The 19,269-nt window shown below is 72.3% G+C and carries 24 protein-coding genes and 1 pseudogene; 7 read left to right on the forward strand and 18 right to left on the reverse strand.

The window, feature by feature from the left end; all coding sequences use genetic code 11:
• Nucleotides 1-13: 13 nt before the first annotated feature.
• The 4 genes from CXR04_RS20745 to CXR04_RS20760 all read right to left on the reverse strand — a co-directional run bounded on the left by CXR04_RS20745 (nucleotide 14) and on the right by CXR04_RS20760 (nucleotide 2,458).
• Nucleotides 14-346: a DUF2516 family protein gene (locus CXR04_RS20745; protein ID WP_047020032.1), complete on the reverse strand. Its 333-nt coding sequence runs from the start codon at nucleotides 344-346 to the stop codon at nucleotides 14-16.
• 103 nt (nucleotides 347-449) lie between these two features.
• Nucleotides 450-1,103, reverse strand: coding sequence for a hypothetical protein (locus CXR04_RS20750; RefSeq protein WP_101423835.1), 654 nt, complete (start codon nucleotides 1,101-1,103; stop codon nucleotides 450-452).
• Nucleotides 1,100-1,570 carry a helix-turn-helix domain-containing protein gene (locus tag CXR04_RS20755; RefSeq protein ID WP_101423836.1) on the reverse strand — a complete coding sequence of 157 codons (471 nt, stop codon included), beginning with the start codon at nucleotides 1,568-1,570 and terminating at the stop codon, nucleotides 1,100-1,102. The genes CXR04_RS20750 and CXR04_RS20755 overlap by 4 nt, the downstream gene beginning before the upstream one ends.
• 141 nt (nucleotides 1,571-1,711) lie before the next feature.
• The gene (locus CXR04_RS20760) at nucleotides 1,712-2,458 is read right to left on the reverse strand and encodes a phosphotransferase (protein ID WP_101423837.1); all 747 of its coding nucleotides are present in this window, start codon (nucleotides 2,456-2,458) and stop codon (nucleotides 1,712-1,714) included.
• 156 nt (nucleotides 2,459-2,614) lie between these two features.
• On the opposite strand from CXR04_RS20760, the gene CXR04_RS36505 reads away from it, so the two are divergent.
• Nucleotides 2,615-2,746, forward strand: a complete 132-nt coding sequence (locus CXR04_RS36505) for a hypothetical protein (protein ID WP_267898199.1) — start codon at nucleotides 2,615-2,617, stop codon at nucleotides 2,744-2,746.
• An 18-nt stretch (nucleotides 2,747-2,764) separates the two neighbouring features.
• Here CXR04_RS36505 and CXR04_RS20770 read toward each other — a convergent pair whose 3' ends face one another.
• Nucleotides 2,765-3,139, reverse strand: a complete 375-nt coding sequence (locus CXR04_RS20770; RefSeq protein WP_101426504.1) for a VOC family protein — start codon at nucleotides 3,137-3,139, stop codon at nucleotides 2,765-2,767.
• 134 nt (nucleotides 3,140-3,273) lie between these two features.
• Here CXR04_RS20770 and CXR04_RS20775 point away from each other — a divergent pair.
• Both CXR04_RS20775 and CXR04_RS20780 read left to right on the forward strand, forming a co-directional pair.
• Nucleotides 3,274-3,477: pseudogene (locus tag CXR04_RS20775) on the forward strand (MerR family transcriptional regulator); the annotation flags it as partial.
• 190 nt (nucleotides 3,478-3,667) lie between these two features.
• Complete coding sequence (locus CXR04_RS20780) at nucleotides 3,668-4,675, forward strand: hypothetical protein (RefSeq protein WP_101423838.1); 1,008 nt, start codon at nucleotides 3,668-3,670, stop codon at nucleotides 4,673-4,675.
• Here the strand turns inward: CXR04_RS20780 and CXR04_RS20785 are convergent.
• Nucleotides 4,578-5,441, reverse strand: coding sequence for a GNAT family N-acetyltransferase (locus CXR04_RS20785; protein ID WP_101423839.1), 864 nt, complete (start codon nucleotides 5,439-5,441; stop codon nucleotides 4,578-4,580). The genes CXR04_RS20780 and CXR04_RS20785 overlap by 98 nt on opposite strands.
• Nucleotides 5,442-5,525: 84 nt before the next feature.
• A complete protein-coding gene (locus CXR04_RS20790) occupies nucleotides 5,526-6,335 on the reverse strand; it encodes a TetR/AcrR family transcriptional regulator (RefSeq protein ID WP_101423840.1) in 810 nt (269 codons plus the stop codon).
• A gap of 105 nt (nucleotides 6,336-6,440) precedes the next feature.
• Between CXR04_RS20790 and CXR04_RS20795 the strand changes: the two genes are divergently transcribed.
• Nucleotides 6,441-7,382: an ATP-binding cassette domain-containing protein gene (locus CXR04_RS20795; RefSeq protein WP_101423841.1), complete on the forward strand. Its 942-nt coding sequence runs from the start codon at nucleotides 6,441-6,443 to the stop codon at nucleotides 7,380-7,382.
• A complete protein-coding gene (locus CXR04_RS20800; RefSeq protein ID WP_101423842.1) occupies nucleotides 7,375-8,136 on the forward strand; it encodes an ABC transporter permease in 762 nt (253 codons plus the stop codon). Before CXR04_RS20795 ends, CXR04_RS20800 begins: the two co-directional genes overlap by 8 nt.
• 146 nt (nucleotides 8,137-8,282) lie before the next feature.
• Here CXR04_RS20800 and CXR04_RS20805 read toward each other — a convergent pair whose 3' ends face one another.
• The 5 genes from CXR04_RS20805 to CXR04_RS20825 all read right to left on the reverse strand — a co-directional run bounded on the left by CXR04_RS20805 (nucleotide 8,283) and on the right by CXR04_RS20825 (nucleotide 12,557).
• Nucleotides 8,283-8,687, reverse strand: a complete 405-nt coding sequence (locus CXR04_RS20805) for an ankyrin repeat domain-containing protein (protein ID WP_101423843.1) — start codon at nucleotides 8,685-8,687, stop codon at nucleotides 8,283-8,285.
• Between the two features lie 9 nt (nucleotides 8,688-8,696).
• Nucleotides 8,697-9,806 carry a phosphotransferase gene (locus tag CXR04_RS20810; protein ID WP_159072365.1) on the reverse strand — a complete coding sequence of 370 codons (1,110 nt, stop codon included), beginning with the start codon at nucleotides 9,804-9,806 and terminating at the stop codon, nucleotides 8,697-8,699.
• Between the two features lie 93 nt (nucleotides 9,807-9,899).
• Complete coding sequence (locus CXR04_RS20815; protein ID WP_101423845.1) at nucleotides 9,900-10,604, reverse strand: HAD family hydrolase; 705 nt, start codon at nucleotides 10,602-10,604, stop codon at nucleotides 9,900-9,902.
• A complete protein-coding gene (locus tag CXR04_RS20820) occupies nucleotides 10,601-11,467 on the reverse strand; it encodes a winged helix-turn-helix domain-containing protein (protein ID WP_159072366.1) in 867 nt (288 codons plus the stop codon). The genes CXR04_RS20815 and CXR04_RS20820 overlap by 4 nt, the downstream gene beginning before the upstream one ends.
• Nucleotides 11,468-11,666: 199 nt before the next feature.
• A complete protein-coding gene (locus CXR04_RS20825; RefSeq protein WP_101423847.1) occupies nucleotides 11,667-12,557 on the reverse strand; it encodes a GntR family transcriptional regulator in 891 nt (296 codons plus the stop codon).
• 231 nt (nucleotides 12,558-12,788) lie between these two features.
• On the opposite strand from CXR04_RS20825, the gene CXR04_RS20830 reads away from it, so the two are divergent.
• Nucleotides 12,789-13,004: a hypothetical protein gene (locus CXR04_RS20830; protein ID WP_101423848.1), complete on the forward strand. Its 216-nt coding sequence runs from the start codon at nucleotides 12,789-12,791 to the stop codon at nucleotides 13,002-13,004.
• Nucleotides 13,005-13,044: 40 nt separating this feature from the next.
• Here CXR04_RS20830 and CXR04_RS20835 read toward each other — a convergent pair whose 3' ends face one another.
• The 3 genes from CXR04_RS20835 to CXR04_RS20845 all read right to left on the reverse strand — a co-directional run bounded on the left by CXR04_RS20835 (nucleotide 13,045) and on the right by CXR04_RS20845 (nucleotide 16,158).
• Entirely contained in the window at nucleotides 13,045-14,301 is a 1,257-nt protein-coding gene (locus CXR04_RS20835) for a GNAT family N-acetyltransferase (protein WP_101423849.1), read from the reverse strand.
• Nucleotides 14,302-14,374: 73 nt separating this feature from the next.
• Nucleotides 14,375-15,403, reverse strand: a complete 1,029-nt coding sequence (locus tag CXR04_RS20840) for an asparaginase (protein ID WP_101423850.1) — start codon at nucleotides 15,401-15,403, stop codon at nucleotides 14,375-14,377.
• Nucleotides 15,404-15,465: 62 nt separating this feature from the next.
• On the reverse strand, nucleotides 15,466-16,158 hold the full coding sequence (locus CXR04_RS20845; RefSeq protein WP_101423851.1) for an RsiG family protein: 693 nt from the start codon (nucleotides 16,156-16,158) through the stop codon (nucleotides 15,466-15,468).
• A gap of 182 nt (nucleotides 16,159-16,340) precedes the next feature.
• On the opposite strand from CXR04_RS20845, the gene dtd reads away from it, so the two are divergent.
• Nucleotides 16,341-16,766, forward strand: a complete 426-nt coding sequence (dtd, locus tag CXR04_RS20850; protein WP_101423852.1) for a D-aminoacyl-tRNA deacylase — start codon at nucleotides 16,341-16,343, stop codon at nucleotides 16,764-16,766.
• 180 nt (nucleotides 16,767-16,946) lie between these two features.
• Here dtd and ygfZ read toward each other — a convergent pair whose 3' ends face one another.
• From ygfZ to CXR04_RS20865, 3 genes are all read right to left on the reverse strand, one after another.
• Nucleotides 16,947-17,915: a CAF17-like 4Fe-4S cluster assembly/insertion protein YgfZ gene (gene ygfZ / locus CXR04_RS20855; protein ID WP_101423853.1), complete on the reverse strand. Its 969-nt coding sequence runs from the start codon at nucleotides 17,913-17,915 to the stop codon at nucleotides 16,947-16,949.
• A gap of 98 nt (nucleotides 17,916-18,013) precedes the next feature.
• Nucleotides 18,014-18,466, reverse strand: a complete 453-nt coding sequence (locus tag CXR04_RS20860) for a Fur family transcriptional regulator (RefSeq protein WP_101423854.1) — start codon at nucleotides 18,464-18,466, stop codon at nucleotides 18,014-18,016.
• Nucleotides 18,467-18,559: 93 nt separating this feature from the next.
• Nucleotides 18,560-19,126 carry an FABP family protein gene (locus tag CXR04_RS20865; protein ID WP_101423855.1) on the reverse strand — a complete coding sequence of 189 codons (567 nt, stop codon included), beginning with the start codon at nucleotides 19,124-19,126 and terminating at the stop codon, nucleotides 18,560-18,562.
• Nucleotides 19,127-19,269: the final 143 nt, after the last annotated feature.

Raw genomic sequence — 19,269 nt, forward strand, 5'->3', positions numbered from 1 at the left:
GCCGACGCGCGGGTCAGCGCCCGTTGAACGGGCCGTAGGGCCCGTCGGAGCTGCTGCCCCCGCGCCGCCGCCCGCCGCCGACCTGCTTGAGCGCGGGCCGTACGTCCACCATGAAGACGATGGCCGCGATCAGCGCGATGATCGGCAGGAACGACATGATCGGGAAGATGACCATCACGGCGAAGCCGACGCCGAGGATGATCAGCCAGAACTGCTTGGTGTTCTTGTCGGCGGCGCGGTACGCGTCCTCGCGGGCCAGGGCCGCCAGGATCAGGGCCGCCCCGGCGAACACCGTCAAGGCCAGGCTGAGCAGCCCGAGCAACGAGTAGAAGCCAGAGATGAGCACGCGGTCCACCGCCTAATAGTCCGACTAAGTGTTCAGGGATCCGGCGCAGACACCGTACCCGGATAACGCCCCGGGCACGCGAGGGGTGCCCGGGGCGGATAGCTCAGGAGTCCGCCTTGGGGGTGTTCTTCTTCGCGGCGGACTTCTTCGCGGTGCCGTTGGCGCTGGCCCGGGGGGCGCGCTTGCGGGGGGCGGCCTTCTTGGTAGCGGCCTTCTTCGCGGCGGGCTTGCCGGCGGCGGGAGCCTCGTCGGAAGCAACGCCCTCGTCGGCGGCACCCTTGTCGGCGACGCCCTCATCGGCGGCGGCCTTCTCGCCCCCGGGCCGGATGATCTCGGTGGTCACCTGCACCGCGTCGGCGGTCTCGCCGCGCCACTCCGCGACGGCACCGCGGCCGCGCTCGGCCAGCTCGTCGTAGGTCTCGCGGGCCTTCACCGCGTACTCGGCGGCGCGACCGACGCCCTGAAGGGCGAGGTCCTGCGCCGTCTCGCGCAGCTTCTTGATGTCGGTGTCCAGATCGCCGAGCCGTTCGGCGACCTTCGCCTGCGCCTCCTTGGCCTGCTTCGACACCCGCTCCTGAACCTCCCGCGGGTCGGTCTCGCGCACCGCGGACAGCCGCTCGGGCGCCTCGGCCCGCAGCCGCTCCACCAGCGCGGGCACCTCACGCAGCTTCTCCAGCGCCAGATCGGCGGTACCCGCGACGGCGTAGAGGGGCGTGGGGTCGCTGAGCGTCTTGCGTACGTCGTCGGTCATGGTCATGGTGATCTCCTCCGGTCACTGGCGGGCCTCGCGTCGCCCTCACCCCGCCCGCCACCCGGCAGCGGGGCATCCCCTTCCGTCTGTCCCTCCTCCGCACCGCCGCCCGCGTCGTCGCGCGCGTTCTCCTTGCGGAAGGAGTCGTAGATCTGCAGCAGCACCTGCTTCTGCCGCTCACTGATCGCGGGATCGGTGAGTATCGCGGTATGCACCGCCATCCCGTCGGCCCCGTCACCCCGGCGCTCGTCCAGGATCCCCGCCTGCACATACAGCGTCTCGGCAGAGATCCGCAGCGCCTTCGCGAGCTGCTGCAGAATCTCGGCGCTGGGCTTGCGCAGCCCGCGCTCGATCTGACTGAGGTACGGATTCGACACCCCGGCGGCATCGGCAAGCTGCCGCAGACTGAGCCGCGCACTGCGCCGCTGCTCCCGCAGGAACTCCCCGAGGTTGCCGACGTGTATCGAACCCATACTTCGATGCTGCCGCACTCGTGCTAACTATTGCAAGCACTTGCTTGCAAGTGTGTCGCACACCACATATCGCGATACTATCGCGAGTGCCCGATCACGAGGATCACGGACCAACGCTCATGGCGGCGGATCCGCGCGGCCTCACATCCGTGATTTCAGGACTTCGGCCTCGCAGCCCGGCGCGAACGGGTCGAAGCCGTGCTCGACCAGCCAGCGAACCCCCAGCAGGCTGCGCAGCGACCACCACGCGCGGATCGCGTCGATGTCGACGTCGGTGCCGTAACCGGCGATGACGTCGTGGAGGTGCTCTTCGTGTCCGATCGTCAAGGTGGCGAGGTCGAACAGGGCATTGCCCCGGCCGGCCTCGGACCAGTCGATGATGCCCGTGACCTCGTCGCCTTCGACGAAGACGTGCTCGATCTGCAGGTCGCCGTGCGCGAACACCGGAGTCCACGGCTGGAGCGCGGCCTCGGCGACCCGGCGGTTGCGGGTGACCAGATCGGCGGGCAGGATCCCGTTCTTCACGAGCAGCTTGCATTCGCCGTCGAGTTCCGCCGCCCACTCGTCGGGACCCCGGCGGCGCCGGCCGGGCCAGGGCGGCAACGGTGCCTCGTGCACCCGCCGGACGGCGGCACCCGCCGCGGCCCACGCCGCCGGCGACGCGGCCGACGGCTCGCCGAGGCGTCCGAGCTCCGTCCCCGGGACCGCGGCGATCGCGAGTACGGACGGCTTGCGCCACAGGACATCCGGAGTCGGGACCGGCGCCAAGGCCATCGCCTCGATCTCGACGTCGATGCGCGCCTGATCGGTGTCCACCTTCAGGAACACGTCTCCGACGCGCAGGGTCGCGCGCTCCGAATGGGCGACGACGACGTTGACCTCATCCATGGGCGACGAGTATCCCGGGGACGTTCGCCGACGTCGCCGGGTTTTCGCGGGCTGCGTGGACGGCCTCGGAGGGCGCTGCCCGGGCTGCGTGCATCGTGCAGACGACGGATCTCAGTCGCCTCGTCGATACCGCGGTCTGGGCCCCCCCTTCACCGCATGGCTGGGACCCTCGACAAGTCGCTTCCGTGGCTCTTCGCGGCGGACTACGCCGAGCGGCGGGAAGCCGCCCGCCGCAGGCTTCGTCCGGCTCCGGACGACACCGACGGTCCCGAGGCGCCCGACGCGTGACAGCGCGGCCTCAGCGCTTCACCCGGACGCGGCGGCGGCTCTGACGATGCAGAAGGGGTGCCCCGCCGGGTCGGTGAGGACCCGCCACCTGTCCTCCTGCGGCTGGCCTGGCGGCTTGGCCGCGCCCAGGGACAGGAGCCGGGCTTCGGCCTCGGCCAGGTCCTCCTCGACCGTGAAGCAGAGGTGGAGTTGCTGCGGCACGGTCTGGGTGGGCCAGGTCGGGGCCCGGTAGCCGTCGACCCGCTGGAAGCCGATGACGAGTCCGCGGGCGCCCGTGAGGCCCGCGAAGTCGGCGTCCGACTTCGGGTGGAGTGCGAGGCCCGTGGCCTGCTGGTAGAACGCCGCCAGCAGCGGGGGATCGGGGCAGTCGAGGGTGATCGCGCTCAGCTTCATCTGCATGACGGCTCCCGGGGACCGGCCGGTGGACTGATCGTTGACGAGCCTAGAGGGTGCGGTTGACCTTCACCTTGGGGGAAGCCACAGCATCGGCCCGTACCGGGCGGCCGCCCGGTACGAGGAGGGACGGCATGGGGTTGCTGACCATCGGGGCCTTCGCGCGCGCGGCGCGGCTGTCGCCCAAGGCGTTGCGGCTCTACGACGAGCTGGGGCTGCTGACCCCCGCCCGCGTGGACCCGGTGACCGGCTACCGCCTCTACGCGCCCGGGCAACTGGAGCAGGCGCGGCTCGTCGCCTGGCTGCGGCGGCTCGGGATGCCCCTGGCCCGTATCCGGCACGCGCGCGTACGGACTCCGCCGCACGGCCGGCGCGTACCGGCTCTTCCGGCACGCCCGGCAAGTCCGTCCGCCTCGATGACGAGACCCGCCCCCACCGTCCGGGGGAGGCGGACACCCCCGGCGGTGGACGTACGGGGGCGGGGTGAGGGCCGAGCCTGGTGTTTCCTGCCGAGGGAGGGAACATCCGGTGGAAGGCTGGGACCGAGTCGGCCGGTGGTCGGGGTACGGGGCGGCGCTGGCCCTGGCGCCGTATGCGTTGATCAAAGTGTCGTGGGTGGTCGGCGCGCTCCTGGGCGTGGCGCCGGTCGGCGGCGGCTTCAACCTGGCCGGCTGGCTGCTCCTCAACACGGTGACCATCGCGATGGCGGCGATCGGCATCGCCCTGGCGCTCGCGCTGGTGCGGCCCTGGGGCATGCGGATACCGGGATGGCTGGTGGCGTTCTGCGCCTGGGTCGGGTCGGGGTTCCTCGTGTCGATCCTTCCCTACGCGGTGGTCAGCACCCTGTGGGGCGGCGGCGGGGACGGCGGTGGTGACGGCGCGGACGGCGGCGGCGACGAACCCGAAATGCCCGGCTGGGAAGCCGCCCTGATCCAGTTCAGCTTCGTGTCGATGGGACTGGGCCTCGCCCTCGCCCTGCCCGCCTACCTGCGGCGGCGCTGGCCGGAGGCGTTCACGGGGCGGGCCGGGGAGGGGCCCCGTACCACGGCGTCCTGGTCCGCCGGCGTCGCCGCCGCCGTCGGCCTGGTGTGGCTGTACTGGGCCGCGGGCGGCACCGCGGGCGTGGCTCACCCGGGCGAACGAAGCACGGACGGGTACCTCTTGACCGGCCTGAGCGCGTTCTGGGCGCTCGCCGGGTCCGCCGCCGTCCTGGCGCTCGTCCGGACGCGTCCGGGCCGCGTGCCCCGCCCGCTCCTGCTCGGACTCGGCTGGCTCGGCTCCGGTTCGCTCTTCGCGTGGAGCGGCTGGAAGCTGCCCTTCACGGTGTACGTGGCGCTGGCGCGCCCCGCCGGCGTCACCCTGCCCGAGAGCCCCGCCGTCGCCGCCGTGCTGCATCTCGCCGCGGTCGTGGCGGGGCTCGGCATGCTGAGGATGCTCGTCAGCCCTGCGCGAACCTGTACGTCGTCCAGTCGGCGACCACGTCGTAGCCGAGGCGCTGGTACAGGGCGTTGCTCGTGGGGTTGGTCGCGTCGGTGAAGAGCGCCACCTCCGTGGCGCCCGCGGTGAGCGCGGCGCGGGTCACCGCCGCCGTCACCCCGGCCGCGTAGCCGTGGCCGCGGTGCGCGGACGGGGTGTAGACCGGGTCGACCTGGGCGAGGCCGGCGACCGCCGGGTTGACGCCGGCCATGGAGACGGGGGTGCCGTCCGGGGTCTCCCAGAAGGTGTAGTGCTTGTCGGCGTAGCGGGTCGTGGGCCAGGTGGCGGCGTCGATGGTGACGTCCTCGCCGACGTCGGCCGCGAAGCCGCGGCAGAAGTCGATGAGTTGCTCTTGGTCGGCCTCGCCCACCGCCCGCGCCTGCCCCGCCGGGGCGGGTTCCGGCGGCGTGAGCGTACCGAGGCGGCGCAGGCGGAGGCGCACGGCGGGGGTCGGGGTGGCGCCGGTGTGCCGCTGCCAGGCCGCCGCGAAGGCGGTGGTGGTGTCGTGGTCGCCGCCGACGCCCGGCGGAGTGTGGCCGTGGGCCGCGAGGTGAGTGGCGAGGGAGTCGGTCTGTGCCGCGGTGAGCGGGGTGAGGCCGAGGCTGCGGCCCGGCAGTTGGTGGCAGACGCCGGCCACCGAGCCCGCCCGCGACAGCCGGCCGAGCAGCGGGCGCCCGCCGCCGTACGGGCCCGTGCCGCGCGCTTTCAGCCGGGCCGCCCAGGTCAGCGCCATGATGTGCGGTACGGGCCGGGCGCGCAGGAACTCCTCCGCTTCGGCCAGGAATTCGTCGAGGTCTTCGGTGAGGTGCCAGCCGTCCGCGCGCATGCCACATGATCCCCCGCGGCCCGGGCGTGCGGAAACCCGTGATCAGCGTGTGGAAGTCCGCGATCAGTGTGCGGAAGCCTGTGATCAGTCCTGGCGGCGGCGTCCTTCGATCAGCGCCTCGATGCCGTCGAGCACCCGCTCCAGGCCGAACGCGAACTCGTCGTAGTCCGAGGGGTGCTGCGGCGCCTCCGCGTCCGCCTCGTCGAAGGCGCCGCCCTGCACCGCCGTACGCAGATGCGGCAGGTGACCGGCGTCGGAGACGCGGAGCAGGAAGCGGCTGTACTCGTTCATCAGCCGCTCCACGTCGGGGCTGCTGCCCATCGCCAGGGCGATCGTCACTTCCGCCCGCACCTGGTTGCTCACCAGCAGCGCCGTGGCCACCTTCTCGAACTCCGTGAGCGGGGTGTCGCGGAGGATGTAGAGGGCCTGGTCGAGCGCCGCGAGCTGGTTCGGCGTGACGGGCGGGCCACCGCTCGGCACGTGGGCCACGGCCCAGGAGTGCGCGGACATCGCGTTGCCGACGGCCTGGTGCCAGTGCCGCAGGCCCGCCCGCCAGTCGCCCTCGGCCTCCGCGGGCAGCGGCGGCGGCGGGCCGAAGGCCCCGTCGACCATCAGCGTGACCAGCTCGTCCTTCGTGGCCACGTACCGGTACAGCGCCATCGTCGAGACGCCCAGCTCCTTGGCCACCCGCCCCATCGACGCGGCCTCCAGCCCCTCCGCGTCCGCGACCGCGACCGCCGCCGCGACGATCCCGTCGAGCGTCAGCCCCCGCTTGGGCCCCTTCTGCGGCCGCGGCCGCAGGCCCCATGCGGCCTCGACGCTGGCGGGAACGGCTCCGGTGTCGCGCTTGTCTTCGCCGCGCCGGCCTTCGCCTGCGGTGTCCATGGCGTCCATCTGCTCAGTTTACGCCATACGCAGTGCCGTGTATGGTCTACGCAGTAGTGCGTATGGCATACGCAGAAGCGGCTCTGCGGAGCCTCCACGGAGAAAGGGGGAGCTGTGCCCCAGCCCACCCGCCCCGCCGTCGAGGCCGCCGGCCTCACCAAGGCGTACGGCGGCACGAAGGTGCTCGACGGTGTCGGCCTGACCGTCCGGCCCGGCACGGTCTTCGCCCTCCTCGGGCCCAACGGCGCCGGGAAGACCACCACGGTCCGTATCCTCGCCACGCTGCTGCGCGCCGACGCGGGCACGGCGAGCGTCGCCGGGTTCGACGTGGTCGCGGAGCGCCCGCAGGTCCGCCGCGCCATCAGCCTCACCGGGCAGTACGCCGCGCTGGACGAGGAGCTGACCGGCGCGGAGAACCTGCGCATGGTCGCCCGGCTCACCGGCCTGTCCCGCGCCGCCGCCGCCCGCCGCGCGGCCGAGCTGCTGGAGCGGTTCGGCCTCGCGGGCGAGGCCGCCGGGCGCCGCGTCCGTACGTACTCGGGAGGCATGCGCCGCCGTCTCGACCTCGCGGCGGGCCTGGTCGGCGACCCCTCCGTGATCTTCCTGGACGAGCCGACCACGGGCCTCGACCCCCGCAGCCGCCAGGCCGTCTGGGACGAGGTGCGCCGCCTCGCCGACGCCGGCGTCACGGTCTTCCTCACCACGCAGTATCTGGAGGAGGCCGACCGCCTCGCCGACCGCATCGCGCTCCTCGACGGCGGCCGGCTCGTCGCCGAGGGGACGGCGGCGGAGCTGAAGCAGCAGGTCTCCGCCGAGCGGCTGGACCTCACGCTGGTCTCCCCCGAGGCGTACGAGCAGGCGGCCCACGCCCTGGACCACCTCGCCGTGCGCCGCGACCCCGGCACCCGCACCCTGGGCGTCACCACCGACGGCCGCGCCGCCCACATACGCGACCTGCTCGACGCCATCGACCCCGACCGCACCCAGGTCGAGCGCTTCGCCGTGCACTCCGCGACGCTCGACGACGTCTTCCTGAAGGTGACCCGCGATGGCTGACGCCCTGACCCACTCGGCGACGATGGTCGGCCGCTCCGTGCGGCTCAGCTCCCGCAACCCCGACGCCGTGATCACGGCGCTGGCGCTGCCCGTGCTGCTGATGCTCGTCTTCGTCTACCTCTTCGGCGGCGCGATCGACACCGGCGGAGGCTGGCGCTACGTGGACTACGTCGCCCCCGGCGTCCTCGTCCTGTGCGCAGGCTTCGGCGCGGGCACGACGGCGATGAGCGTCGCGGACGACATGAAGGGCGCCGTCATCGACCGCTTCCGCTCCCTCGACGTCGGTGGCACCGCCGTCCTCACCGGCCACGTCGCCGCCAGCGTCGTGCGGAACCTGGCGGCCACGGTGCTGGTCTTCGCGGTTGCCTTCGCGATCGGCTTCCGCCCGGACGCGGGCCCCGGCGGCTGGCTCGCGTCGGCCGGCATCCTGCTGGCGGTGATCACGGCCATATCGTGGCTCGCGGCGGCGGTCGGCCTGCTGGCCAACTCCCCGGAGGCGGCGGGGGGCTTCACGTTCTTCCTGGCCTTCCTGCCGTACCCGTCCAGCGCCTTCGTCCCGGTCGACTCGATGCCGGGCTGGCTCCACGGCTTCGCCGAGCACCAGCCGCTGACACCGGTGATCGAGTCACTGCGGAGTCTGCTGCTGGGCCAGCCGGCGGGCAGCAGCCCGTGGGAGGCCCTGGCGTGGTGCGCGGCGCTGACGGTGGGATCGATGGCGGCAGCGGCGGTGCTGTTCAGGAGGCGGATGAGGTGAGAGAGCGTACGGAAAGGGGGGCGATGCCCGATGAGGGCGAGCCACGCACGCGGGACAGCAACGGCCGGCCCGACCCGAAAGGGAGAGCCCCGGACCGCAGTGGTGGGATCCGTGCCGCAACGGCCGACCCTGGACCCGCCGGGGCCTCACACCCCGCCGAAGAGCTCCAGCAGCTCCGTCCTGCCGGCCACCCGCGCCGTCGCGACCGCCGAGGGGGACCCGGCCTGCGGATCCGCCCCGTGCCGCAGGAGTACCCGCACGACGTCGTCCGCCCCCGCCCGCACCGCTGCGGCCAGCGGCGTCGCACCCACGGCCCCGACCTGATCCGCGTCGGCCCCCCGCTGCAACAGCGCGGAGACGGTCCCAGGATGCCCGTTGACCGCGGCGAGCATGACGAGCGTGTCCCCGTCGTCGTCCCGCAACCCGGCCGGCACCCCGGCGTCCACGTAGGCGGCCAGCGTGTCGGTCTGCCCCCGCCGGGCAAGCTCGAAAGCCTTGGTGGCCAGCTCGAACACGGCGGGGTCGTGCGCGGGCTCGTCGGCTCCACTCATGCCGTCACCCTACGATGCGGAAGGCGATCCCCCGGTATTGGCCGCGCGCTGCTGCCGCGGTGTGGCCAGCCACGTCAGCAACTCGTGCTCGATCTCGCCGGCACCGGCCACCGTGGGCAACGGCAGTGAGTCCGCCGCCCGGTCGAGCGCGGTGTTGATCACCTCGGCCGCCTCGGCGGTCGACGTCTCACCCCGCTCCGTCGAGTACGCCTGCCGGATCACGTCCGTATACACCGACTGGATCCGCTTGAACGCGAGGTATCGGGGCAGATCCGCCTCGATACCTTCGGCGGCACCGGGCCGGGACTGCTCCGCCACATCGGCCCAGCGAGCGATGACCTCGGTCTCCTGGCGGGCCGGATAGCGCATCAGATGCAGGTGGGTGGCCAGGTCGTACAGCGGATCGCCGATCAGGGCCAGCTCCCAGTCGATGGCCCAGAGAGCGTCGTGCTCGTCGACGATGAGGTTCGCGCGGTGCACGTCCCCGTGCAGCAGCCCGAAGGGGCGCGGGGTCATGCCCCGCAGCCGGGCCTCAAGGGAGGACGCGGTGGCGGGCGCGGACCCCGGGTGGATGCCCAGGCTGTGGAACAGCGCGTCGAAGTGCGGCAGGGAGTGCTCGACCACGTCGGTGAAGGTGAACCGGACGAGATCCCGGGCGAACTCCGCACTGCCGCGCTCCTCCGGCAGCGGCGCGTGCAGCGCGAGCAGCGCCGGATCGTAGGGCTCGACGGCGAGCAGCTCCCGGAAGAGCCGGACGATCTGGCCGACGAACCCGGCGGGCACTTCCTCCCCGGGCGGCGCGACCTCGGCCAGCGTGCACCCCTCGATGAAGCCCTGGACGGTGAGGGAGTCGATGTGGCCGACGGTCGGAATGTGGGAGACGCGCCCCGCCAGCGTGGCGAGCAGTTCGTCCTCGGACCCGAAGCACCTACGGTCGAACCACAACAACCCGGGCCGGGGATCCCGCAACTTCACCCACCCGGCCGACTCCCCGAACAACCCGGAAACGGCGCCCAGTCGAACCGCGTACGTCTCGTGGTGATATCCGGGCAGCGGCCCGATGACCTGCTCCGTCGTGGCGAAGAGGACCTGAAGAACGGATGTTGGGGAGGCCGGCACTGGCGAAGTGTCCTCTGCTGCGGGCGTGATCGGGACAGATTACTCCCTCTGCCGCATGGCGTCCCATGGACACAGATCAATCGTCGGGATGGTTCAGAGCGGAGTGGCTGTGCCGCGTAGCGCGTCGCGTATGGCATCCAGCGAACGGACCATGACCGGTGCGCGTGCATCCTTGAGCGCCTGCTCCTTGCGGGACATGGGCGCATACCCGATGAAGGCGACGCCCGCGGACTTCGCGGCCTTCCAGTCGGCCGGCGTGTCGCCGATCATCACGCACTGCTCGAGCGCCGTGCCGGTCGACTCGACCGCACGCCACAGGCAGTCGGGGTCGGGCTTCAGGTGGGACCCGTCGGGTCGGCGTCCGTGTATGTGCGGGGAGAAGTAGTCGCTGAGTTCCCGACCCTTCAGGTGCACCTGGATGGCGGCAGGCGAGTTGTTGGATGTGACGGCCAAGGTACGTCCGAGCGTGTGCAGTTCGGTGATCAGTTCGTGGGCGTACCGAGTGGGTGTGGCGGTCGCGGCCGCCTCCTTCTCCGCTTCCGTCAGCCGACCCTCCACCTTCTGGATCACGTCGTCGTCGAACAGGTCCCGGGCCGCAGAGAGGATGCTGAGCGGGTCGCTCGAGTGGCGCTCGGACGTGCCCAGCCTGCCCGGCGCGTAGCTGTCCAGCATCGTGCGGAGCTGCCCGGCGACGTGTGCGGCCGGGTACGCCGAGAACAACCGGCAGATGGGGCCGTCGAAGTCGAAGAACACGCACTTTGCCGATTCGAGGACTTCTTCCAGGGCAGTCACGTTCATCCGCTCCACGGTACGGCTATGGTCTCCCAGCGCGTCTCGAACCAGGCGCGCTGCTGGTCGATGAAGGCCGCGTCATGCGTGCTGCCGCCGTACTCGGTCCCGTGGAAGTGCAGCAACGGGGTCTCCATGCCCCGGACGTCATAGATGGCGTGACGTCTCACCGAACCGGGATCGAGCGGGACCTCGTTCGGCTGCACCGTGTAGGCGCCGAATAGGACCTCGGCGCTGTTCAGGATGTAGAACTTGTGTCCCGGGAGCTGCCCCGTGGTCTTTATCCGCACGGAAACCCTGACCTGGCCGGTCTCCTCCAGGTGGTTCAGATCGGCCCACAGAACCCGGGCGAAGCTGTTGCCGATCTCGTGGAGCCGATCGCCCGGTCGCCGGTCCTGCGGCTGCTGGATGAGCCGGGGAAGATCCTCGAACGCCGACCGCCGCGGGATCAGTGCCCTGACGGTGATGCTGGCCGGCGTCAGGCTTCCACGCGATACCGCCTGGAACGGCTCTTTCAAGGTACTGACCAGGGATTGCATCGTGACCGACACCACGTCCAGCGTGACCTCCTCTTCGCCGAATGCCCGCATCAGGCAGTCGACCGGAGCCGGGTCGTCCGGGGCCGGAGCGGTGTGCAGCACCTTGGGTGGGCGGCCCTTCTTCGGGGCGTCGACCAGACCGTCCTTGCGCAGCAGGTCGATGGCGCGCTGCACGGTCGGCCGCGAGACATGATGCCGGTCGGCCAGGGACTCCTGGGTGGGCAGCGTGGTGTCGTCGGCAAACTCGCCCTCGTTGATCCGGCGGCGGAGGTCGTCGGCGATCCGCTGGAAGGCGGGAGCACGGGCGCCATCCCCCGCTGCAGCTTGATGCATCTCAGAAAGGTACAACGCCCTGTCATTTTCGGGCAGTTGGCAATGCTATTGAGGCCGGTGCGTGCCTTCGAACCGACAAAGCCGGGCATCTTCGGTGTCGCTGTCCGCTGTGTGCAACTGGTGCAACTCCGTAGATTCGCACCTTCGAAGGTCAGCGAGTGACGATGTGTGATCTCGGAGGCACGGTATGAGCCACGGCTCAGTAGTAGATGGGGTACGGCACGGCGATACTCGTCCACAGCGACTCGAACCACAACTGGGACTGCTCGACGAAGGCCGCGTCGTATTCGTCACGGCTCTCGGGACCCGCGGAGTAGTGGAACAGCGGGGCGTTGAGACCGAGGACGTCGTAGATCGCCATCATCTCGTTCCTGTACTCCACCTGCCGTGGCAGTACCCGGTAGTAACCCATCAGCGCCTCGGTGCCGTTGAGGACGTAGAGCTTGCTCGTGGGGGTGAGCGGGACACCCCTGACCTCGACGGACACCTGGGGTACGAGGTTGCGCTCGCGCAGATTGCGCAAGGTGTGGTGGAGGCTGCGTGCGTGCAACTCCACCAGCTCGTGCAGGCGTTGCAGGGGCCGGTCGTCGTCCGCGGACTCGCTGGTCAGCCGGGGAATGGCGAGGTGCGCGTCCGGGCTGGGCACCAGGACGCGAGCGGTGATCGAGGCCGGCGCGCGTTGCTCGCCGGTGGCGATGGGCATGATCGTCGGTGCCAGCGCCTGGGTGAGCGTTTCCGTCGTCAGGTTGAGGACGTCGAGCGTCACATCGGTGGCCTGAAACGCCAGTTTGATGCGGTCCGCCAACTCGACCCCGGCGGGGCGCGGCGCCTCCGCGTCCGCAAGGCGCTGCTCCGCCACCGTGGGGGGTGAGCCTCGGCCTACGCCGGCGAGGCGGTGTTCGCTCTTGAGGAGGGCGAGGGCCTTGCGGACCACGCCGCGTTCGACCTCGAACTCGTCCATCAGGGCTTGCTGCGTCGGCAGGCTGTCGCCCGGGCGGAGTTCGCCGGAGTCGATGCGTGCGCGCAGTGCGTCGGCGACGCGGTCGCGTTCGGCTCGGGCGCTGGTTGCCGAAGGTTGGTCCCTGCTCACCTCGCCAACCTTACAACTTCCAGCCAACCGGCGGGGGTTGTCTCGATAATGTTTTGAGTTGGTTACCAACTGGGCACAAGTTAAGCAGAGTTGGTCACCAACTCTGCGACCCTGGCGGCAACTGAAGGAAGTTGGCAGTGATGGTCGTCGCCCGGGGCTCGCGCTCTCCCGCTGTCCGAAGGCGCATGGGGGGAGGGGGACCGCTGCGTACGCAGAAGGGAGGGACCCACCATGCCTGTCGGAATCACGCTGGCCATGTCCGCGCTGCTCGTCGGCTTCGAGCGCTTCGTCGAATGGCGCTTCGGCACGGTGGGAGCGATCGGGCTCACCACCTTGCTCGTGGGGCTCAAGGCGCAGAACGTCACGTGCATGACAATCGGCGGCCTCGCGCTCGCCGTGCTGCTCCTCCAGTCCGCCGAGCCCGGCCGCGCCGCGGCCGGGCAGTGAGCGGAAGTAAGCAAAAAATCCCAGAAGAACCAGGAGAGAACTAGAACATGTCGGGACACCACGGTCGGCGCGAGGTGCGCAGCAGGGTGTCCGCCCGTGCGGCGGCGCCCGGGCGCTCCTCGTCGACCACGCCCAGGGCGGCGAGCCGTACCGCGGACTCGTCGCCCAGGCTGAGCCTCGCGAGCTCCGCCACGCTCAGGGCGAGGTCGGCGGGCCGGTCCGTGGGCACGCAGCCGGTGTCGCCCGGGCCACCGGCGTCCAGCAGGAAGCGGCCGCCGGCCAGGCCGGCCGGGTCGTGTACGTCGAGCACCAGGGAGCCGGAGGCCGCGTACGTGCGGGCCTCCAGAAATCGCGGGACGTCCAGTGGCCGGAGCCACAGGTAGTCCGCGTGCGTGGTCACCCGGGCCGCCCGAGGGTCACCTAGGTAGAGGGGGAGGAGATCGTCGGGCGCCCGGTGGCCCGTATGGATCGTCGTGATCCAGTCGAAGGAGACCAGATAGCGCCACAGCGCCCGCTCCGCGGCGGGCGTGACGGCGATCAGGTCGGTCACCGTCAGCTCGTCGTCGGAGAGCTTGCCGGGCCACTCGCCCCACTTGGTGCGGTACGTGACGACGCCCTCCGGTTCGCCCGCCGCCGAGCGGTAGACCGCGTAGAAGGGCTCGTGCCACGGGTCGTCGACGCTGAAGCGGGCCGCGCCCGTGTGCACCTTCCACCGGTACGGGCTCCGGTTCACCGCGCCGGGCACCAGCGGGCGGAAGCGGTCGTGCAGCGCCGGGGCGATCGCCAGGAACTCGGCGGCGTCGAGGAGTTCGACGGTGCCGCCGTCGTCAGGGCCCGCGTAGCGCGGGTCGAGCTGGGCGCGCGGGGTGGTCACGTCGTATGAGGTGGTCCAGGTGGCGGGGCCGAAGCCGTAGCGGCCGTAGATCGGGTACTCCGCGGCGATCAGGCTGGCGACCACGTCGCCGCGCTCCTTCGCCGCCGCCAGGTCGTCCCGCAGCATCCGGCTCAGCAGCCCGCGCCTGCGGTGCGTCGGCGAGACCGTGACGCTGGACACCGCGCACGAGGGCACCGCCGCCCCGCCCGGCACCGTCAGCTCCTGATCGAAGCTGCGGTACGTGCCGACCCACCGCCTGCCGTCGTACGCGCCCCGCACCCGGGCCAGGTCGCGCTCCGCGACGAACAGCGCCACGTCCTCCTCGGTGACCGCGGGGGCGCGGATGAAGCCGGTGTGCAGGGCGCGCATCCAGTCGCCCACGTCGCCTTCGGTGAGCGTACGGATCTCGATGCCGTCGCTCATGGCCGCACCCCGTCCGCGGGATGCGCTGCTGTGCCGGAGTTATCGATCATCCGCCCACGCTAGGCGGCGGGCGTCAGAACGTCGCGCGAATTTCCCCGACCCGCTCGGCACCGCCCTGCAGCGGCGCCGCCCCGATCCTGGCCAGCACCGGTGACCGTACGCCCAGCAGCGCAAGGCCCCGCGCCAGCACGGGACCGACGGCCCGCAGCGCCCCGTCGTCGACCTTGAACGCCAGCGCCCGCCCGTCCGGCAGCGCCACCGCCTGCACGCCCTCCGCGCCGACCTTCGCCAGCGCCCCCGGCACCCCGCGCATCAGCCAGGTGTCCCACCGCCGGGTGCCCGCGACGTACTCCGGATGCGCCCGCATCGCGTCCGCCACCCGCCGCTCCGGCGTGCCTTCCGCGGCCAGCACCAGCCGCCGGAAGCCGCTCGCCAGCGCCGTCAGCGACAGCGACATCAGCGGCGCGCCGCAGCCGTCGACGCCGACGTGCCGCACCTCCTCGCCCGCCGTCTCCTCCACCACCTGCCGCACCAGCCGCTGCAGCGGGTGGTCGGCGGCGAGGTACGACGCCTGCGGCCAGCCGTTCGCGACGCAGGCGGCGAGCATCGCGGCGTGCTTGCCCGAGCAGTTCATGGTCACCCGGTCCCGCCGCCCGCCGGCGGCGAGGTACGCCTCCCGCTCCTCCGGGTCCAGCGGCAGGTCGGGCGGGGTCCGCAGGTCGTCCTCCGACAGCCCGGTCTCGGCGAGCACCTTGCGTACGAGATCCAGGTGGAACCGTTCGCCCGAGTGGCTGGCCGCGGCCAGCGCCAGCCGCTCGCCGGCCAGCGGCCCCGCGTCCGTACGCGCCCCCGCCCGCAGCACCGCCACCGCCTGGAACGGCTTGTTCGACGACCGCGGGAACACCTGCGCCGTCACGTCCCCCCAGGCCCGCTCCACCTCGCCGTCGGGACCCAGCAGCACCAGCGACCCGCGGTGCCGCCCCTCGGCGAAGCCGGAGCGCACCACCTCCGCCAGCACGGGCGCGGCGCCGGCGTACGCGCCCTCCTCGGCCGCCGCGGGACCGGGGACCGGCGGCGGGGATATCCAGGTGTCGTCGTGCATGCGCGGGCGCCCTCCGTGCCGGGGACGGCCTCGGGATCTCCGCTCCGTCGCTCGGTCAGAACTCAGGACAGCAGGTCGTCGACCTGCGCCTCCCCTTCACGATAACGGCGGGCGATCTCGGCGCTGCACTCGTCCGCGGTCCGCTGCAGCCGCTGCCGGCGGCCGGAGATCCGCGCCTCGTAGCCGGCCAGCCGGGCGAGGCCCCGGTGCAGCTCCTCGTCCGTACGGGCCGAGAGGTCGGAGAGCGCGACCTCGGCGAGCATCTCCTCCGCCAGCTCCCGGTACTCCTCGCGCAGCGGCGTGCCCAGCGTCACGTGCCGGGCCGAGGCGGGGCGCGGCGAGGGGCCGTCGGTGAGGATCTCGGGGAGCCGGTCGAGCACCGGCGAGTGCGGGCTCGCGCGGCGGCCCAGCTCGGCGCGGAGGATGTCGATCCGGCCGTGCAGCAGGCGGCGTACGTAGCTGAGGTCGGCCTCCTCCTGCTGCGCGGAGCGGCGCAGCCGGCGCAGCTCGGGCAGGCCCAGCGCGTCGAGCGGCGCGGCGGGAGTGGCGGGTCCTGCGGCGGCGAGCACGGCGGTGGCGCCGGCCGCCGCGGGCGCGGTCGCCGCGGCCCGCGCGGCCTGGGCCGCCTGGGACGCCTGCGCAGGACCGCCGTCCGGCGCGCGCGGCCCCGGCGGGCGGGGCGGGCGGGCCGCGGGCGGGCTGCTGCGCGCGGTCGGTACGGGCGGCGTGGGCCGCCCGGCTCCGGGAGAGCTCATGCGAGTGTCAGTCCCCTTCGTCCGAAGATGCCGCGTCGGCGTGGCGACCTTCCGGACACCGTAGGCAATCGTGCCATTGCAGACGGTCGAATCGCAGGGAGACTGCGCCCGTTCGGCCCCGCGCACGTTGCGGCGCCCGGGGGCACGGCGGCGCACGTGGCGCGCTCGGGATAATGCGACGTATGCGAGCGGTGGTGCAGCGGGTGGACGGCGCGCGGGTCGAGGTCGGCGGCGAGACGGTCGGCGAGGTGATCGGCGAAGGGCTGTGCGTACTCGTGGGCGTCACCCACGACGACACCCCCGCGAAGGCGGCGCAGATGGCCCGCAAGCTGTGGACGCTGCGGGTGCTGGACGACGAGAAGTCCTGCTCGGACGTGTCGGCGCCGCTGCTCGTGATCAGCCAGTTCACCCTCTACGGCGACCCCCGCAAGGGCCGCCGGCCGACCTGGCAGGCGGCCGCGCCGGGGGAGGTCGCGGAGCCGCTGGTCGAGGAGGTCGTGGCGCAACTGCGGGCGCTGGGCGCGCAGGTGGAGACAGGGGCGTTCGGCGCGAAGATGCGGGTGACGCTGACGAACGACGGCCCGTTCACGGTGCTGGTCGAGGTCTGAGCCGTACGAGCCGGAGGCGGGCGCGGCCGGACGACGGCAGGCGAACGCAGCCGTACGGAGCAAGGCGTACGAACTCGCGGCGCACAGGTGTACGCATCGCGCCGGGCGTGAGGGGCGTACGCGACATCCGAGGCGCACGGGAGCACGCCCCCGCGCCCGGGGCGCCACCGCCCCGCGGGCTCAGGGCTCGACGACCGTCTCCTGCGCCGCCGCCGTCTCGTCCGCCAGCAGCGCCGCGTCCGCCGGAACGTTCCGCTTCACCAGCGCCAGCGCGATCGGCCCCAGCTCGTGGTGGCGCACCGAGGTCGTGACGAAGCCCAGCTTGCGCCCCTCCTCCTCGGCCGCCAGCCGGATCGCCGCGCCGTGCGGCGGCAGCGTCACCTCGCTGCCGTCCAGGTGCAGGAAGACCAGCCGGCGAGGCGGCCGGCCCAGGTTCTGCACCCGCGCGACCGTCTCCTGCCCCCGGTAGCACCCCTTCTCCAGGTGCACGGCGGTGCCTATCCAGCCCACCTCGTGCGGGATCGTGCGGTGGTCGGTCTCCAGGCCGAGCCGCGGCCGGTGCGCCGCCACCCGCAGCGCCTCGTACGCCAGTACCCCGGCGGGCGGGCCCGCGGCGGCGGCGAAGTCCGCCAGCGACTCGCGCGGCAGGTAGAGGTCGCGCCCGTACGCCGTCTCGCGGACGGGCGCGCCATCGGGCGCCTCCGCGATGGAGCCGGCCGGCAGATGGACGACGGCGAGGTCGTCCGTGCGGTCCGCGATGTCCACCCGGTAGAAGAACTTCATGCTCTCCAGGTACGCGATGAGGTCCTTCTGCGTGCCCGGCTCCACGTGCGCCCACGTCGTCTCGCCGTCGTCGACGAGGTACAGCGCGTGCTCGATGTGCCCGTGGGCGGACAGCACCAGCGCCTCGGTGGCGTGCCCGGGCGCGAGCGCCTCCACGTGCTGCGTCAGCAGCAGGTGCAGCCAGCTCAGCCGGTCCTGGCCGGTGACCGAGACGACACCGCGGTGGGAGAGGTCGACGAAGCCCTCGCCGGCGTCCAGCGCGCGCTGTTCCCGGAAGAGATCGCCGTAGTGCGCGGCGACGCCCTCGTCGGGAGCCTCGGCGGCGACCGCCCCGGGCAGGGAGAGGAGGGGAGAAGGCGCGTTCATGCTTCAAGAGTACGTCCGGGTGGGCACCCGCGGTCACGGGCCGGATCCGGCCGCCTTCGGGGAGTCCCGGCGCCGCGGGGACCGGGGGGCCTGGCGGCTCAGGGGTGGGACGGAGCGGTGGCGTCGGACGCGCCCGGCTCGGCGCAGGTCGCGCAGCGGCCGAGGATCGCGAAGTGCTGTACGTCGCTCTCGAAGCCGAACCGCTGCCGCAGCGTCTCCGCGAACGGCTCCGCCACCGCGTTCTCCGCCTCGATCACCCGGTCGCAGACGCGGCACACGAGGTGCAGGTGGTGGTGGCGGTCGGCGATGTGGTACGTCGGCGGGCCGTGGTTGAGGTGCGCGTGGCTGACGAGGCCCAGCTCCTCCAGAAGCTCCAGCGTGCGGTAGACCGTGGAGATGTTCACGCCGGCGGCGGTCTTGCGGACCTCGCAGAGGATGCCGTCGGGCGTCGCGTGCTCCAGGGAGTCGACGGCCTCCAGCACGAGCTGCCGCTGCGGCGTCAGGCGGTAGCCGCGCTCGCGCAGGTCGCGCTTCCAGTCGGTGGTCTCCACGGCTCAAGTGTATGAGCGTCGCGGCGGTACCCCGGCCGGTTGCCGGAAAGCGCCTCCCGGGCGAGGCCCGCGACCGGCCCGCGGGCGCAGGTCTCAGCGGAAGAAGGCGATCCCGTCGTCCGGGAGGTCCTTGAGGTCCTTCGCCCACTCCCGCGGGTTCACGACCTTCTTGAGCTGGGCCGACATGTACGGGCGCAGCTCAACCTCCGGGGTGGCCTTCTCGCCGACCCACATCAGATCGCCGTTCACGTACCCGTACAGGCGCTTGCCGCCCGCGTACGGCGGGGAGGCCGCGCTCCGCGCGACCGCGTCCGTGGCCAGGTCGAGCTGGGGCTTGCCCTCGGCCAGCTCGCCGTACCAGACCTCGGCGACGCCCTGGTCGCGCACCATGACGACGTCGAGCTGCCGGCCCGGCCGGAGCCGCCAGTAGCCGGACTCGCTCTCCAGCGGGCGCACCTTCCCGCCGTCCTCGTCGAGCACCCAGGTGTACGACGTGTAGGCCAGGAAGTCCCGGCCGTCGTGGCCGAAGCGCACCTCCTGGCCGAAGTTGCACTTCTCGCTGCCGGGGAAGTCGAAGACGCCCGCACCCTGCCAGTCGCCCAGCAGGAACGCCAGCGGGACCAGGTCCTTGTGCAGGTCGGAGGGGATTTCGATCGGCATCGTCAGCGCTGGCCCTGGTACAGCTTCTTCACGACCAGGCCGGCGAAGGCGAGTGTGCCCACGCAGACCAGCGCGAGCAGGATGTCGAAGGTGACGACAAGCACGAGGGCGCTCCGTAACGGTGAGGGACGTACCGCCAGCGA

It is taken from the genome of Streptomyces sp. CMB-StM0423, assembly GCF_002847285.1.
In the GTDB taxonomy this organism is placed as follows: Bacteria; Actinomycetota; Actinomycetes; order Streptomycetales; family Streptomycetaceae; genus Streptomyces.